Origin of the sequence: Clostridium lacusfryxellense (assembly GCF_018861735.1) — a bacterium.
Lineage (GTDB): Bacteria > Bacillota > Clostridia > Clostridiales > Clostridiaceae > Clostridium_AD > Clostridium_AD lacusfryxellense.
Genome location: NZ_JAHLEB010000015.1, coordinates 12,483 through 26,070 on the forward strand (window position 1 = coordinate 12,483; position 13,588 = coordinate 26,070).

Sequence of the window (13,588 nt, forward strand, 5' to 3'; positions counted from 1 at the left end):
AAAAGAGGTGCCTCATGGAAGTACAAACAACAAAACGCAAGAAATCTATAAAAATTATTATTACATCTCTCTCTATTCTCTTTCTACTATATTTGAGTATAGCAATTTATTTTAGCAATCATTTTTATTTTGGATCAGTAATTAATGGGATTAGTGCATCAGGTAAAACTGTAAATCAGGTAGATAAAGAACTATCATCAAAATATGCGAAGTATACGCTTGTACTTAAAGAACGTGGTGGAATGATTGAACAAATTAAGGCTGTCGACATTGGGGTTATTTATAATTCAAAGGGTAAAGTTCAGGTTTTAGAAGACAATAAGAATTCTTTCGGGTGGTTTTATGAGATATTTAACACAAAAAATTCTGAACTATCTGGCTTAGTGACCTATGATGAAAAACTATTAAAAACACGTTTTGATAAGCTCTCATGTCTGGATAGCAAGAAAATAGTCCAGCCCCTAAATGCTAACTTTAAATATTCGGATACCGGCTATGTGATTGTAAAAGAAGTTATGGGAAATAAAATAAATAGCAACCAATTATATGCAGTCGCGGCAAGTGCGATTCTTACTGGAGAAACAAAATTAGATTTAGAAACAAAAAATATTTATATAAAACCAAAATATATTTCAACTTCAAAAGAAATTTTAAACACTAAAACTTTACTTAATAAGTATATAGCTTCAAATATTACTTATACCTATGCTGGAGATAAATCAGTTATAGGCAAGTCTATAATAAATAAATGGATTAAAGTTGATGACAAGAATACAATTATATTTGATGAAGTTGCAATGAAAACTTACCTAACTGAACTAGATAGTCATTATGAGACATATGGCACAAAAAGAGAATTTGCTACATCCACAGGAAAAACCGTAAAGGTCAGTGGCGGAGATTTTGGATGGAAAGTTCAACGTTCAGGAGAAGTTGGAGATTTAATTGTAGCTATAAAAGATGGGCAAACAATATTAAAGGAACCTAGTTATACGCAGAAAGGTTTAAATCATGATCTTAATGATATAGGAAATACTTATGTGGAAATTAATCTTACAGCGCAGCATTTGTGGTTTTATAAAAATGGTAAACTCATTACAGACGGAAATGTAGTTACTGGTAAACCAACCAAAGATCGTGTAACACCAGCAGGAATTTATAAATTAAAATCTAAACAAAGAAATTTCACATTAAAGGGTCCAGGTTATAGTGTGCCTGTAGCGGTTTTTATGCCTTTTAATAATGGGATTGGAATACACGATTTAGGTAGAAGTGTATTTGGCGGAAATGTATATTTGACAAATGGTTCACATGGTTGTATAAATTGTCCAATTGTACTAGCTCAAAAGATATTTAATAATATAGTTGAGGGGACTCCGGTAGTTTGTTATTTACAGTAATCGTTATTGATTATAACCCAGCTTAATTCTTAATTAAAATAATTACAAAAATGTAATGGTAGGTGGGAATAAAAGGTGAAGAAAACAATTATTTTAAGCTTCATTATAATGTGTATTATTTTAGCTGTTGTTATCTTTCTATAATAAACACATAATGGATTAATGTATAAAAGTATAAAATTTCTCCAGAGTGACTTGCAATAAGAAACGACAAAACTTCTGAAATTCCATTTAGGAATTCTTGTTTTAAGTTGGTTGCAAGGGATGTAGGAGAAATTTTATACTATATATTTATTTTATATCTGTAACTGCCTTTGTGCTAAAGGTAGTGTTAACAATCTTATCAAAGGCTGGTCTTTCTGGAATTAATGAGGCTTTGTAAGATTGTATTATGTCCATAAGTTTTGTTAAATTGTCGGAAGTTAATGTTGGAGTTGTTGAAAAAGCATTTATATCTCTGTAACTTTTAACAGATGAAATAAGTACAGCCTCATCTGTGCCAGGGAAATAAGATTTTATAGATGCAACAACCTCTTTATCAGAATGACCGTTAACCCACTTTTGACCTTTGTATATTGCATTAGTAAATTTTTGTATTACTGTTGGATTTTTTGCTATATAAGATTTTGTAGCGAAAAAACATGTATAAGGTATTGTTCCAGCGGATGCGCCAACTGAAGCTACATTATATCCGGAATTGTCTTTTTTTAATGTACTAGCAGTGGGCTCAAATAAAGCAACATAATCACCGGTACCACCTTTGAAAGCACCTGATGTTGCTGTGAAAGCGATGTTTGTAATAAGATTTACATCAACACCTGGTTTAAGACCGTGATTTTTCAATACATATTCAAGAGCCATTTCAGGTACTCCGCCAGGCCTTGCACCTATTATAGTTTTGCCTTTTAAGGACTCCCATTTAAAGTTTGTTTCAGCTTTTCTAGATACTAAAAAAGATCCATCTTTTTGTGTTAGTTGCGCAAAAAGAACTGGGTAGTCTTCGCGCTTTTGATTGTAAATGTAAATAACTTGTTCTGGACCAGCAAAACCAATATCGGAAGCTTTGCTTAAAACTTGTTGCATGGTTTTGTCTGCTATTACTTCCATAACACAAGTTACGGGCTAATACAGTTCCACGGGGTAATACCTTACCTGAGCCGATTAAATTAATTTCAAGAATTTCAGTTTTACCATACCATACTATACTTTCAACGACGCTTAGTATTAATTCTCGTTTAGCTTCGAAGTCATCCACATAGTCAATGTAAGTTTTAAAATGTTTTAGGCTTGCAACTATTTCATCAATGGTAAATTTACGTTCATTGATTCGCTCTAGTTGCTTAGCATCTATTTGAATTGATTTTATATTGTTTTCTAATTCAATGTTTTCATTTTTGATTTTATCAATTTCTTCTTTAAACATCTCGATTATATCAGGATCATCATCCATAAGCGCTGATTTTCTAATCAAACCTTGCATGATTTTCTTATTACGCTCAATCTCTATTGAAATCCTTTCAACTTCTTTCATTGCAATATTTGTATTCTCATCTTCTTTTTCATGTAATTCAACATTTTTAATTAATAATCCTATGTCTGTATTCTTAATCGTATCAATGACTAGGTCCTCAGCTGCATAAGCATTAAGCATTTTATTATCACATCTGTTAGAAGCTCTATTTTTCAAGTTACATCTATAATATCTCTCCAATTTACCTGATTTTTTATTGTTATGACTCCATGATGCCATTCCAGATCCACAATAACCGCAAGTTACCATACTAGCTAATAAAAATTTATTACCAGTACCAGTTCTGGGAGAAGTTTTTAACTTATTAAAATCATTAATTTTTTTACATTCTATCCAATCTTTAGAGTCTATAATTCCAATATGCTCACCTACGGAGAATATCCACTTATCTATTGGTTGATCCTTTTTACCACCCTCGCGTTTGTTATAAACCATAAATCCATTTATACCAGGTTCGCCATATACTGTTGGATTCAGCTCCTTAAAGTGTTTGAATGCCAAAGCATCTGCAACACAATAAACAGGGTTAGTTATTATTTGTTGAACTGTTTGTCTAGAGAATTCACCACCATTTTTACCACTATAAAAGTTTTTACAGAGGTAATTCGCAACAGCACTAAATCCTTTTTTTTCAAGATATAGACTGTATATTAATTTAACAGTTTCCATTTCTTTAGGTACTTCAACTAATTTATACATTTTTTTATCTTTACCATTACTATCACTATATTTTACAGATTCGGATTTAAATCCTAGAGGGGTTGTGCCGCCTAACCACCTTCCTGTTTTGGAAAGCTCCATCATGTTATCTCTTACACGTTCGGCTATAGTTTCACGTTCAAGCTGTGCAAATACTGCAGATATGTTCATCATTGCTCTTCCCATAGGTGAGCTTGTATCAAATTGTTCTTTAATGCTAATAAATTCTATTTTATATTTTTTTAATTCCTCAATCGTCTGTGTAAAGTCTGATACATTACGGCTTATCCTATCTAGTCGATAACATATTAAATAATCGAACTTCTTACTTTTAGCCTCTTTCATCATTTTTTGATATTGAGGTCTTTCAACGTTTCCCCCGGAGAATCCTTCATCTTCATATACAATAAATTTTTCAATCCCTAGAGTACTTGCATAGGACTGACACATATTTACTTGATTTTCTACACTTTCTCCTTTTTCAGAGAACTTTGATTTACGTGAATATATAGCTGCTATCACGATATCACTCCTTGAATTTATTTATTACTTCTCTTTTGTGAGTCAGATGCGAATTGCAATGCCATTTTTATATTGTTTGAAAGCTGGACTTTTGCTTCTTCATTTAAAGGTTGCCCATGCAGCATTAAGTTCTCTTGGCTTAAGATAATATTCATGGCCTCCTCTATATCAGTTATTACATATTCATGTTCAACTTCCATCTCAGTTAACGTTCCAATACTAACACCAAGTGCTTTTGCTATTGCAGTGATAGTATTACTCTTTGGATTTAGAGCCTTGCCAGACTCTAACTCACTTATAGTACTTCTTCCAACTTTTTTGGTATTCATTCCAACTCTTGTGGCATTACTTAAATCAGTAATTGTCATACCTGCTCTGTCTCTCAACTTTTTTATATTATCACCAGTTATGGTCATCTTTAAATTCCTCCTACACTTTAAGTGTAAATAGTTTTATATTTTATATTGTTTTATTCGGTATACAATACGAATCATATCATTTGTATTCGCTAAAGTAAACAGTAAATCGTTGGAATAGTTAGATAATAAAAGATATAGGGGGTATAGATTCCCTTAACCGTCGCTCAACCGAACAGGCTAATTTTACAATGACGGTTAGAAGACGTATAGTTAGGACAAGTTCAGTTGACCGAACGAAAGGGGAGGTAAAGGGTGAAGAACAATATAGAAAAATACTTGAATTTAGCAAAAACAAAAGGCAAAACAGTAACGGAAATAATTGAAAGCTCCGGAATAGGTAGAACAAGTTTTTATGAAATCAAATCAGGGAAACAGGTACCAAAGCTAGATACCGCTATAAGCATAGCAAGAGCTTTGCAAACCAGCTTAGAAGAAATATTCCCACAGTTAAAGGAGGAACTGAAAATTGATTAAATTTGTTAAAAAAATTATTGATGGAAAAGAAGTGCTCATATTTATTAAGGTTATGAAAGTAACAAAAAAATAAAGTAAGCATATCCTAATTAATAATATAGAGGAGGATGCGATGGCAATTAAAGTAGTTGTAAATTACCCGCAAACTAAAGAAGGCATGCAACTTTTAAAAGAACGACAAGCAGAGGTTGTTGCTAGATCCTTAATAAGGATGCTTTCGCATTCAGAACTGGATCAAGTAATGATAAAACTAAGAGAAAATTTGTTAAGTATCGCAAATTAGGACACACAAAGATTTTAACAAACAATTATCTAATGAGAAATATAGGCAGAAATGCCTAATAAAAATTTGTATAACATCTAAAAAACTAAACACTTCCTACAATATTATATGCAATACCAATCGCAATATTCCAACATTTCTAAATAAGCGCAATGCTTACCAAAATAAAATAAAGTGGGTGATTAAAACGAAGCATCATATTAACGATATAAAAAATGATATTGGGATTAAACACAAATTGGTTACCTATTTAAATGGTTTGATTACTGAAAAACTTTCTATTAGAGAATTTAATTCTATAACAATAGCTTGTATAGGAACTGATAGAGTAACTGGTGATAGTCTTGGTCCAATCGTAGGCGAAATCCTTGAACAAAAGAAATGGGAAAATGTAAGCATAATTGGCAATCTTGAAAATCCGCTACATGCAAAAAATCTTATTGAAAGATTGGAGTCTATACCTGATGACTCTCTGATAATTGCAGTAGATGCCTGTTTAGGAAGATTGGATTCTTTAAATTGTATAAGCATTAACAACGAATCTGTACACCCTGGAGCAGCACTTGATAAAGGACTTCCATCGGTAGGAGATATCTCAATACTAGGAACTGTTAACTTGAGTAATGGTGGATTTTCGACATTGCAATATACAAGGTTATATACAGTTATCGAATTAGCAAAAGGAATAACAAATATAATTTCGGAAGTTATTCCATATGTAAATTTTACTGAAAGTTTAGAAGAAATCATAGCATAAGTCATTAAAGGAGGGATTAACGTGGATATGTTAGCCAGAGAAAAAGCTAAAAGAAAATTAAGTATTGTACTAATGATCAGTAGAAAAGAAGCAAATGAAATTATGGACAAAATGGTAATTGAATTTAAAAGCACCAGCACAGAATAAGCACAAAAGGAGGACAGGCTGTGGATAAGGAGAGCATCAAACTTCATGAGCACGACATAATCCTTTTACAAAATGAAAAGAAACTGATATTAAAGCGTGTTGCGGAAATAGAGAGAGAACTACTTCTCTTAACTAAATATAACAGGCAAATTATTGGGAGGAAAAATGATAATCAAAATTAAGTGTAGACAGTGCAAGGGACTACTCGTATTAAGAAGATCATGTTTGAAAGATGCTAGAAAAGTAAAACAAGATTATAAAAATAAAAATTATATTTGCGGAAGATGCGGATTTAGAGTAATGGCAAATAAAATGGCAAAAGAAATAGTGAGAGGAGTGAATTAGTATGACGCCAGCTAGTAAATTAGTTTTTATAGTTTATAGCGTAATAATCCTATTAATATATTTAATAAGAGACCTGAAAAGAGGTGAAAAAGCATGGAAAGGAGCGTTAGTTCTACCAATACTAATATTGTTAATGAACATATAGTGGAAATTGTGAAACTCTATTTTGAAGGTGTTCCTGTAAAAGAAGCTATAAAAGAAGTGAAAAAAATGAAAAAGTTAAAACGCGAGTTGGACAAGTTGATAATAAAAAATAATTTCAATCTGACTAATCCAGAAGTAGTTAAGTTGTCTCAGAAACTGGATAAAGAAGTGGTAAAAGAACAAAGGAAAAGGCTGCTCTGCAAAGCAACCTAAGATGAAAAATCATTACGACTATTATATCAAATGGAAGTGAGGTTGTATAGGTGGAAAAAGAATATAGACAAGCACAATTTAAAAAGTCATTTGTGTTAAGTGAAAGAATTAAAAACGCAAGGGAAAAAATGAAAGCAACGCAATCTGAATTAGGTAAACGTGTCGGAGTTTCAGGGGCTTATATACAACAATTAGAAAAAGGGGTTAAGCTAAATCCCAGTCTAGAAGTACTTTTGAAATTGTCATTTGCACTGGGAGTAGATGTTTATAAACAAGCCTTAAAAGAAATATTACAGAATCTGAGGTCTATTGAAGGACCTAACTCAGGCGACGAATACATTGATGATTCTATAAAAATTATTGTTGAAGTTTTAAAAGAAGATAAATAAGGGAGTGTGTAAATATATGAAAATTAAAGCATTAAAAATCAATAATTTCGTAGGTGTTGACGAGTTGACTTGGAATCCAAGCAAGGGAATAAACATTTTAGAGGGTGTTAAAGGTAGTGGAAAGACAAGTGTACTTGAAGCTATAGAAACTGCTTTTAGTAATACAAGAAGAAGAACTGAGGTTGTAAGCCATGGTAAAGAAGAAGCAACATTATACATTGAATGTGACAACGGGTTAGAAATAGATAGAAAAATTAGAAGTGGTAAGGCTGATTATATGAAGCTTAGGCAAGAAGGTAAGGCTATAAATTCTACGGAAAAAGAATTAAGAAAATTAATTAGTGGCGATATATTTAGACCTTTAGACTTTGTAACCATGGATATAAAAGCTCAAACCGAAATCATTTTAAACATGATCCAAGTTAACTGGACTATGGAAGACATAACCTCATGGTTTGGAAGTGAAGTTCTAGGAATTAATTATGATAAACACATATTACAGATTCTTAAAGATATAGAAACTAAATCATTTGCCGAACGTACGGAAATCAATAGACAAATTCAAGTGTTAGAAATCCAATGTAATGTAATAGCAAAAGAATTGCCACCGAATTATGTAGGTGATGAATGGAAGGACAAAAACATCCAGGAGTATTACGCAAAAATAACTAAAGCGCAGGAAGTTAATAATTGGATAGATAAAGCAAACGAATTGCAAAAGGGTTTTGATGATAAAGTTTCTGCTATTAATTCGGATTCAGACAATCAAAAATCGAAAGTTACTTTGAAATATAGAGAAATGGAATCCGACATTAAAGATATTGTTGATTTGAGTAAAAATAAAATTAAAAACGCCAACGCTGAATTAGACAAATCTACTTTAGACCTAGAAAACAATTTAAGTGGCAGCTCTATTAAGTATGATAAAGAATTATTTGACATTGAGAAGCAGTTTGAAGCAAAAAAACAAGAGTTAAAACTGGTATTAGAGACTAGGAATGAACAAATGAGGTCCAATGCAGTACGAATGAAGGAAGAACAAAAGGACTTGATTCAACTTCAAAACCAAAAAGTATCGGTCAAAGAATCTGAATTGTTGGGACTGGATGAAAAGAAAGAATTAGAGTTCTCTTCAATAGAAAAAGACTCCACACAGAAAATTGATGCAGCAAAAGAAAAAATCAGTAAGGCTAAAAAGTACCTTGAGAATAATACAGAGATTGATATTGCTCCATTACAAGTCGAGGCTGATAACGTAGAAAGAATGAAGGGTTATCTTAGGGAATGGGATAGGCTACAGAGCATCATTAATGGCCAGTTAGCAGAGAAGAAACTCTCTAGTACATTATTAACTAAACAGATTAAGACTGCTAGGGATAAGCCTACGGACCTTTTAAAAACTCATAAACTTCCCATTAATGGTATTGGTGTAGATGAAAAAGGAATGATTAGGATTTATGGTACTTTGTTAGATGGTTTGAGTGATGGAGAGAAGTTAGAAGTAGCATTTAATATATCGTTACAACGTATGGGAGAACTTAAAATAATGTGCCTTGATGGATTTGAAAGATTGAACGAATCCGAGCAAAAGAAAGTATTAGATATCTGTGAGACTAACGATATTCAGGCATTTGTGACTATTGTTAAGGAAAAAGAATTTTCATTAGATGTTAAATCTGAAGATGAAAGCGAGGGAATATAAATGATATTTGTAGAATATGGAGCATTAGATAATTGTAAAAATGTTATGGAAAGCTACGGAGAAATTTGTGTTCATTGTAACCAATGTGGAAGATTTGATAAAAAAGAAATAAAAAAAGAAAACAAAAGTGAAAGCGAGGAAATATAAATGGCAGATAAAAAAAGTTTAGTACTGCAAAGTACTGCTAATGAATTAAATAAATTGTTGAAAAGCAAAATGGATGCTATGCCTGATGATTTTAATCAAACTAGGTTTCTCCAAAATTGTATGACGGTAATGCAAGATACTTACAATATTGAAACTTGCCAGCCTATGAGCATCGCTAGGACATTACTTAAAGCTGCATTCCTAGGGTTGGATTTCTTCCAAAAAGAATGTTATGCAATCCCAGTTAAAGGAGAATTACAGTTCCGAACAGATTATAAGGGTGAAACTAAACTGGCTAAGAAACACAGTATAAGAGTTATAAAAGATATATACGCAAAAGTAGTTAAAGATGGTGATCTATTTGAAGAAGAAATAATAAGAGGGCAGCAGAGTATTAATTTCAAACCTACAAGTTTTAACAACAATAAGATGATTGGAGCATTTGCTGTAGTTCTCTATCAAGATGGTGGAATGGAATATGAAACAATGAGCACTGAGGAAATTGAAAATATAAAGGTGAACTTTTCTCAAAAATCTTATAAGACAGGCGAATATTCAAAAGCTTGGGTCCAAACTCCTGGAGAAATGTATAAAAAAACAGTATTGAGAAGATTGGTTAAAAAAATAGAAAAAGATTTCTCATCTATTGAGCAGGCAAAAGCTTTTGAGGAAAGCGGAGATGTAAATTTTAAGGAAGATAAGGTTAAAGAAGATGTACCAAGTACATTTAACGCTGAAACAGAGCCTGAAATAATTGAAACAGATTACGAAGATTTCCCAAGTGAGGGTGATAATAATGTGGATTAAAAGTCAAGATAAAACTGAATTGATTGATGCGAATAGAATTCAACTAGACCGTACCTCCATTTATGCAATTACAAGTGATGAACAACATAGTGGAGTACAACTTGGAGTTTATAAAAGTAATGAAGTAGCAGCTAAAGTATTAGAATCAATTCAAAATAGAATCATAGTTCTTGAGAAATTAAAGATAGTTTCATATACAAGAGAGATAAGTATTGGTGTTGGCGCCGTTTTCGTTTATAATATGCCACAAAATGAGGGTGAAATTGATGGAGTTAACTAGAGAAAATTATTTCAGTAAAGAGGCTGAGGCACTCTACATGGGGTCTTCAAGTTTCAAGGCTTGGGACATTATGCATGGAGGTTGTGAGGCCAAGGAAGTAGCTAAAAAAAATGGTATATGGATAGAAAAAGAGAATCCAGCTTTCCTATTAGGTAGTTATGTACATGCCTGGAGCTCAAACGACTTGAAAGAGTTTATAGCAGATCATCCCGAATTGTTTAAAAAAGATGGCTCAATGTTAGCAAAATATGCGCTAGGTGACAAAATGATTGACGTTCTTAGAAATGACCCACTAGTAGAAGAAATCAGGGCAGGTGTAAAGGAACAAATATTCACTGGTGCTATAGCAGGTGTAGATTTTAAAATCCAAGTAGATATTTTAAATTTAGATAAAGGATATTTTGCAGATATAAAAACAACTAAAAATTTACAAGAATCTTACTGGAATAAAGAAATTAGAGGTCATGAAAGTTTTATAAATAAGTATGATTATTATGCTCAAATAGCAATTTATGCAGAAATACTAAAACAAAACACAGGCCTTGTGGATTATTTGGAACCATACTTAATAGTTGTGGATAAACAAGACGTCCCAGACCATGAAGTAATTTATATGGGTAAGAATTTTATATCTGATAAATTGGAAGAAATTAAAGGCAGATTGGAACACATTACAGCAGTTAGAAATGAATTAATAGAACCTATTTTCTGCGGTAAATGTGATTATTGTAGAAGTATTAAGAAGATTGTTAAGCCAATTAGTTTATCAGAATATGAACTTGAGTTGGGAATTTATTAATAGTTAGGAGGTTGGAGTATAAATGACTAAAAGAGAACAATGTTATCAAATTTTTACCGATAATCAAGGCGCTATAAGAGAACATGCTATTTTCTTAGCTATGAAAGAAGCAGGGGTGACTAAAACAACCGCTCAAACTTATTATCCAATATGGAGAAAAGAGCTTATGAATAAGCCTGGTTATGTAGCACCCGCAAAAGATGGGATGCAAGAAAATGTTAAGAATAGCACAGAAACGGCTAATGAAATTATAAAAGTGGATGAAATATTACCAACAAAGGCAATTATTAAACAAACTAAAGGCACGGAGACTCAAGGAATTCCTTGGAAAGCTGATGTAATAAATCTTGTTGAAACTATTAAGGTAATGGAAACTGAAAAAGAAGACATATTGGAAGTTACTAAACTTATTCCTGTGGTTATGCTAGGGAAGTATGGACGTTACACATTCGATAACGATGGCGTAAAGGCTTACCCATTCGAAGAATTCATAAATAAAGAAATTGTAGAAGAAGCCCGCGAAGCTGTTGATGTTTGGGAAACGTGTTATGGAAAGGAAGGTGGCAAAGCATGTTAGAAAAAGCAATTAAAAAAATTAATGATGAGATTGAAAAGAATAAAAATGACACTAATATAAAAGTCATTGGAGATTTTCTTGTTAGTCAATTAAAACTAAACGTTGGAGCATCTGAAAAAGTACTTCAAGATGGCAAAACAATAAAAGGCAGCATTGAAGAAATGAGGAAAGTTGCAAAAAGCAAGGCAGTAAATGGATGCGGAATGCTAACGGATGAAGAAGGGTTTGGAATAGTCTTAAAGTACTTTGATATAAAATTCACTCCGGTTAGTGAATATCCATTACCTATTAAAGTTACAGAAGATCCAGTAGCTCCTATAGTACAAAATGAAAAGGTAAGCATTGATTTTAATGTTGACCTTGGTTTTTAGGGGATGAAGATATGGACAAAGAAAATTCCAGATATGAAGAATTAACTTCTCACTTTGAAAAAGACATAAGTAAGGAAATAGAAGAATTTGCAATTGAAAAAGCTTTTAAATATAGTAGATATATTTTCACACATAAAGATAAAAAACAGCAATTTGGGTTTTGCACTCACTGTGGAGCTGAATTTAAGACGGGTGGGTTGAAGCATAATGAGGGAACCACTTGTCCTAAATGTAAAAGCAAAGTAATGGTGAGGTCAAGTGGAATGGGAAGGAAATATATGATTGACAATGTATATTTCGTTTACTACCAAAAGTCTGTAAAGGACCCAAATATTATAACTGCAAGAGGTATACAAGCTCAAAGGGACTATAGATATGGTTATCACAATATAATTACTCAATATTTTTTAATGGCCATGTATGTATTTGATGCAAGTAAAGGTGAGAGTACAATGTTAAAACATTCGTACTATGGTAACGGGTTTGAACGAACTAGCAGTATCTGTTCACTATCAGGACAATATGAGCAAAGAGGCGCTAGGGTAGGTTACTCAAGGGAAAGTATAGAAATAGCGGTTAAAGATACCCCTTTTAAATATAGTCAATGGGATAGTTACTATAGTGGCGATATGACTAAGTTTTTCGAGTTCTATACTAAATACCCTTGCGTTGAATATCTGACAAAAGAGGGCTATAAAGGATTAGTCCAAAACAAGCTTAATGGAGGGCTTACGTACAGAACTATAAACTGGAGAGGTAAAACTATATTTAAGATATTAAAGATAAATAAGCAAGACTTGAAACTAATAAAAGCTCAAAAAATTAATGTTACATTCACATTTTTAAAAGTGTTTCAAGATGCAAGAAAACATGATTGGAAAATATCGATAGAAGAAACTCTTAGCATTGCAGAAGATTATCTAAATTATTACGATTCATTGTTAAATGCATTAAAATACAGCTCAATGAAAAAACTTTTAAACTACTTTTCAAAGCAATTTAACGACTATAACCTTTATAAAACAGGACATCATTATTATAACAAGGGTGGTGTACTTGGAACATTTAGAGACTATATATCAGATTGTATAAAACTTGGAATAGATACTACGAAAGACCAGGCTGTATTCCCCAAAAACCTATTCATTGCGCATCAAAATACTATTAAACAAATTAAAATGCAAAAGGATGAAAAACTTGATGCACTAATAAAAAATAGAGTTAAACTTTTAAAAAAATATTTATTTAAGTGTAATGGATTAGTAATAAGGCCGGCTGAAAGTTCCGAGGAATTAATTAAAGAGGGTGCAGCACTTACTCACTGTGTAGGTGGGTATGCAGATAGATATGCAAAAGGAGAAACCAACATATTCTTCATACGAAAAGATTTAGACTTAAACAAACCCTATTACACTATAGAAATTAAGAAAGATAAAATTATCCAGGTCCATGGTAAAAACAATCGTTCTCCAAGTGTGGATGTTCAAGAATTCATTAAAGCATTCACAAATAAAAAATTAACTAAGAAAAAGGCTATAGCTCAAAAAAGAATAACTATTCCAGCTTAAATTATGAGGAGGAA

The 13,588-nt window shown here is 32.2% G+C and carries 20 protein-coding genes; 17 read left to right on the forward strand and 3 right to left on the reverse strand.

What is annotated here, in order from left to right; genetic code table 11:
- Positions 1-14: 14 nt before the first annotated feature.
- Positions 15-1,400 (forward strand): L,D-transpeptidase family protein, encoded by a 1,386-nt coding sequence (locus tag KPL55_RS10485; RefSeq protein ID WP_216306666.1) that lies wholly within the window; start codon positions 15-17, stop codon positions 1,398-1,400.
- Positions 1,401-1,691: 291 nt separating this feature from the next.
- Here KPL55_RS10485 and KPL55_RS10490 read toward each other — a convergent pair whose 3' ends face one another.
- Genes KPL55_RS10490 through KPL55_RS10500 form a run of 3 tightly spaced genes read right to left on the reverse strand, consistent with a single transcriptional unit; the run spans position 1,692 to position 4,568 of the window.
- The gene (locus tag KPL55_RS10490) at positions 1,692-2,453 is read right to left on the reverse strand and encodes an ABC transporter substrate-binding protein (protein WP_376770438.1); all 762 of its coding nucleotides are present in this window, start codon (positions 2,451-2,453) and stop codon (positions 1,692-1,694) included.
- Positions 2,341-4,152: a recombinase family protein gene (locus KPL55_RS26745; protein WP_376770437.1), complete on the reverse strand. Its 1,812-nt coding sequence runs from the start codon at positions 4,150-4,152 to the stop codon at positions 2,341-2,343. Before KPL55_RS26745 ends, KPL55_RS10490 begins: the two co-directional genes overlap by 113 nt.
- A 17-nt stretch (positions 4,153-4,169) precedes the next feature.
- The gene (locus tag KPL55_RS10500; protein WP_216306668.1) at positions 4,170-4,568 is read right to left on the reverse strand and encodes a helix-turn-helix domain-containing protein; all 399 of its coding nucleotides are present in this window, start codon (positions 4,566-4,568) and stop codon (positions 4,170-4,172) included.
- Positions 4,569-4,823: 255 nt separating this feature from the next.
- Between KPL55_RS10500 and KPL55_RS10505 the strand changes: the two genes are divergently transcribed.
- The 16 genes from KPL55_RS10505 to KPL55_RS10575 all read left to right on the forward strand — a co-directional run bounded on the left by KPL55_RS10505 (position 4,824) and on the right by KPL55_RS10575 (position 13,574).
- Positions 4,824-5,045 carry a helix-turn-helix transcriptional regulator gene (locus KPL55_RS10505; protein ID WP_216306669.1) on the forward strand — a complete coding sequence of 74 codons (222 nt, stop codon included), beginning with the start codon at positions 4,824-4,826 and terminating at the stop codon, positions 5,043-5,045.
- 112 nt (positions 5,046-5,157) lie between these two features.
- Positions 5,158-5,328, forward strand: coding sequence for a hypothetical protein (locus tag KPL55_RS10510; protein WP_216306670.1), 171 nt, complete (start codon positions 5,158-5,160; stop codon positions 5,326-5,328).
- Between the two features lie 178 nt (positions 5,329-5,506).
- Positions 5,507-6,085: a spore protease YyaC gene (gene yyaC, locus KPL55_RS10515; protein ID WP_312887268.1), complete on the forward strand. Its 579-nt coding sequence runs from the start codon at positions 5,507-5,509 to the stop codon at positions 6,083-6,085.
- Between the two features lie 21 nt (positions 6,086-6,106).
- A complete protein-coding gene (locus tag KPL55_RS26345; RefSeq protein WP_281418835.1) occupies positions 6,107-6,232 on the forward strand; it encodes a hypothetical protein in 126 nt (41 codons plus the stop codon).
- Positions 6,233-6,252: 20 nt separating this feature from the next.
- Positions 6,253-6,414, forward strand: a complete 162-nt coding sequence (locus KPL55_RS10520) for a flavodoxin (protein ID WP_216306671.1) — start codon at positions 6,253-6,255, stop codon at positions 6,412-6,414.
- Positions 6,398-6,577 carry a hypothetical protein gene (locus KPL55_RS10525; protein ID WP_216306672.1) on the forward strand — a complete coding sequence of 60 codons (180 nt, stop codon included), beginning with the start codon at positions 6,398-6,400 and terminating at the stop codon, positions 6,575-6,577. Before KPL55_RS10520 ends, KPL55_RS10525 begins: the two co-directional genes overlap by 17 nt.
- 93 nt (positions 6,578-6,670) lie before the next feature.
- Positions 6,671-6,934, forward strand: coding sequence for an aspartyl-phosphate phosphatase Spo0E family protein (locus KPL55_RS10530; protein ID WP_216306673.1), 264 nt, complete (start codon positions 6,671-6,673; stop codon positions 6,932-6,934).
- Positions 6,935-6,984: 50 nt separating this feature from the next.
- A complete protein-coding gene (locus tag KPL55_RS10535) occupies positions 6,985-7,323 on the forward strand; it encodes a helix-turn-helix domain-containing protein (RefSeq protein WP_216306674.1) in 339 nt (112 codons plus the stop codon).
- Positions 7,324-7,339: 16 nt separating this feature from the next.
- Positions 7,340-9,025, forward strand: coding sequence for an AAA family ATPase (locus tag KPL55_RS10540; RefSeq protein WP_216306675.1), 1,686 nt, complete (start codon positions 7,340-7,342; stop codon positions 9,023-9,025).
- Positions 9,026-9,172, forward strand: a complete 147-nt coding sequence (locus tag KPL55_RS10545) for a hypothetical protein (RefSeq protein ID WP_216306676.1) — start codon at positions 9,026-9,028, stop codon at positions 9,170-9,172.
- Positions 9,173-9,979 (forward strand): RecT family recombinase, encoded by an 807-nt coding sequence (locus KPL55_RS10550; protein WP_216306677.1) that lies wholly within the window; start codon positions 9,173-9,175, stop codon positions 9,977-9,979.
- Positions 9,969-10,259 carry a hypothetical protein gene (locus tag KPL55_RS10555; protein ID WP_216306678.1) on the forward strand — a complete coding sequence of 97 codons (291 nt, stop codon included), beginning with the start codon at positions 9,969-9,971 and terminating at the stop codon, positions 10,257-10,259. The genes KPL55_RS10550 and KPL55_RS10555 overlap by 11 nt, the downstream gene beginning before the upstream one ends.
- On the forward strand, positions 10,246-11,058 hold the full coding sequence (locus KPL55_RS10560) for a PD-(D/E)XK nuclease-like domain-containing protein (protein ID WP_246599395.1): 813 nt from the start codon (positions 10,246-10,248) through the stop codon (positions 11,056-11,058). The genes KPL55_RS10555 and KPL55_RS10560 overlap by 14 nt, the downstream gene beginning before the upstream one ends.
- A 22-nt stretch (positions 11,059-11,080) precedes the next feature.
- Positions 11,081-11,635, forward strand: coding sequence for a hypothetical protein (locus KPL55_RS10565; RefSeq protein ID WP_216306680.1), 555 nt, complete (start codon positions 11,081-11,083; stop codon positions 11,633-11,635).
- On the forward strand, positions 11,629-12,006 hold the full coding sequence (locus KPL55_RS10570; protein ID WP_216306681.1) for a PcfK-like family protein: 378 nt from the start codon (positions 11,629-11,631) through the stop codon (positions 12,004-12,006). The genes KPL55_RS10565 and KPL55_RS10570 overlap by 7 nt, the downstream gene beginning before the upstream one ends.
- Before the next feature lie 11 nt (positions 12,007-12,017).
- Complete coding sequence (locus KPL55_RS10575; protein ID WP_216306682.1) at positions 12,018-13,574, forward strand: PcfJ domain-containing protein; 1,557 nt, start codon at positions 12,018-12,020, stop codon at positions 13,572-13,574.
- Positions 13,575-13,588: the final 14 nt, after the last annotated feature.

Excerpts from the sequence above, each read along its gene's own strand:
- KPL55_RS10485 (WP_216306666.1), top strand. The coding sequence starts at position 15 with ATGGAAGTACAAACAACAAAACGCAAGAAATCTATAAAAATTATTATT.
- KPL55_RS10500 (WP_216306668.1), bottom strand. The coding sequence starts at position 4,568 with ATGACCATAACTGGTGATAATATAAAAAAGTTGAGAGACAGAGCAGGT.
- KPL55_RS10510 (WP_216306670.1), top strand. The coding sequence starts at position 5,158 with ATGGCAATTAAAGTAGTTGTAAATTACCCGCAAACTAAAGAAGGCATG.
- KPL55_RS10525 (WP_216306672.1), top strand. The coding sequence starts at position 6,398 with ATGATAATCAAAATTAAGTGTAGACAGTGCAAGGGACTACTCGTATTA.
- KPL55_RS10530 (WP_216306673.1), top strand. The coding sequence starts at position 6,671 with ATGGAAAGGAGCGTTAGTTCTACCAATACTAATATTGTTAATGAACAT.
- KPL55_RS10540 (WP_216306675.1), top strand. The coding sequence starts at position 7,340 with ATGAAAATTAAAGCATTAAAAATCAATAATTTCGTAGGTGTTGACGAG.
- KPL55_RS10545 (WP_216306676.1), top strand. The coding sequence starts at position 9,026 with ATGATATTTGTAGAATATGGAGCATTAGATAATTGTAAAAATGTTATG.
- KPL55_RS10550 (WP_216306677.1), top strand. The coding sequence starts at position 9,173 with ATGGCAGATAAAAAAAGTTTAGTACTGCAAAGTACTGCTAATGAATTA.
- KPL55_RS10555 (WP_216306678.1), top strand. The coding sequence starts at position 9,969 with ATGTGGATTAAAAGTCAAGATAAAACTGAATTGATTGATGCGAATAGA.
- KPL55_RS10560 (WP_246599395.1), top strand. The coding sequence starts at position 10,246 with ATGGAGTTAACTAGAGAAAATTATTTCAGTAAAGAGGCTGAGGCACTC.
- KPL55_RS10565 (WP_216306680.1), top strand. The coding sequence starts at position 11,081 with ATGACTAAAAGAGAACAATGTTATCAAATTTTTACCGATAATCAAGGC.
- KPL55_RS10570 (WP_216306681.1), top strand. The coding sequence starts at position 11,629 with ATGTTAGAAAAAGCAATTAAAAAAATTAATGATGAGATTGAAAAGAAT.
- KPL55_RS10575 (WP_216306682.1), top strand. The coding sequence starts at position 12,018 with ATGGACAAAGAAAATTCCAGATATGAAGAATTAACTTCTCACTTTGAA.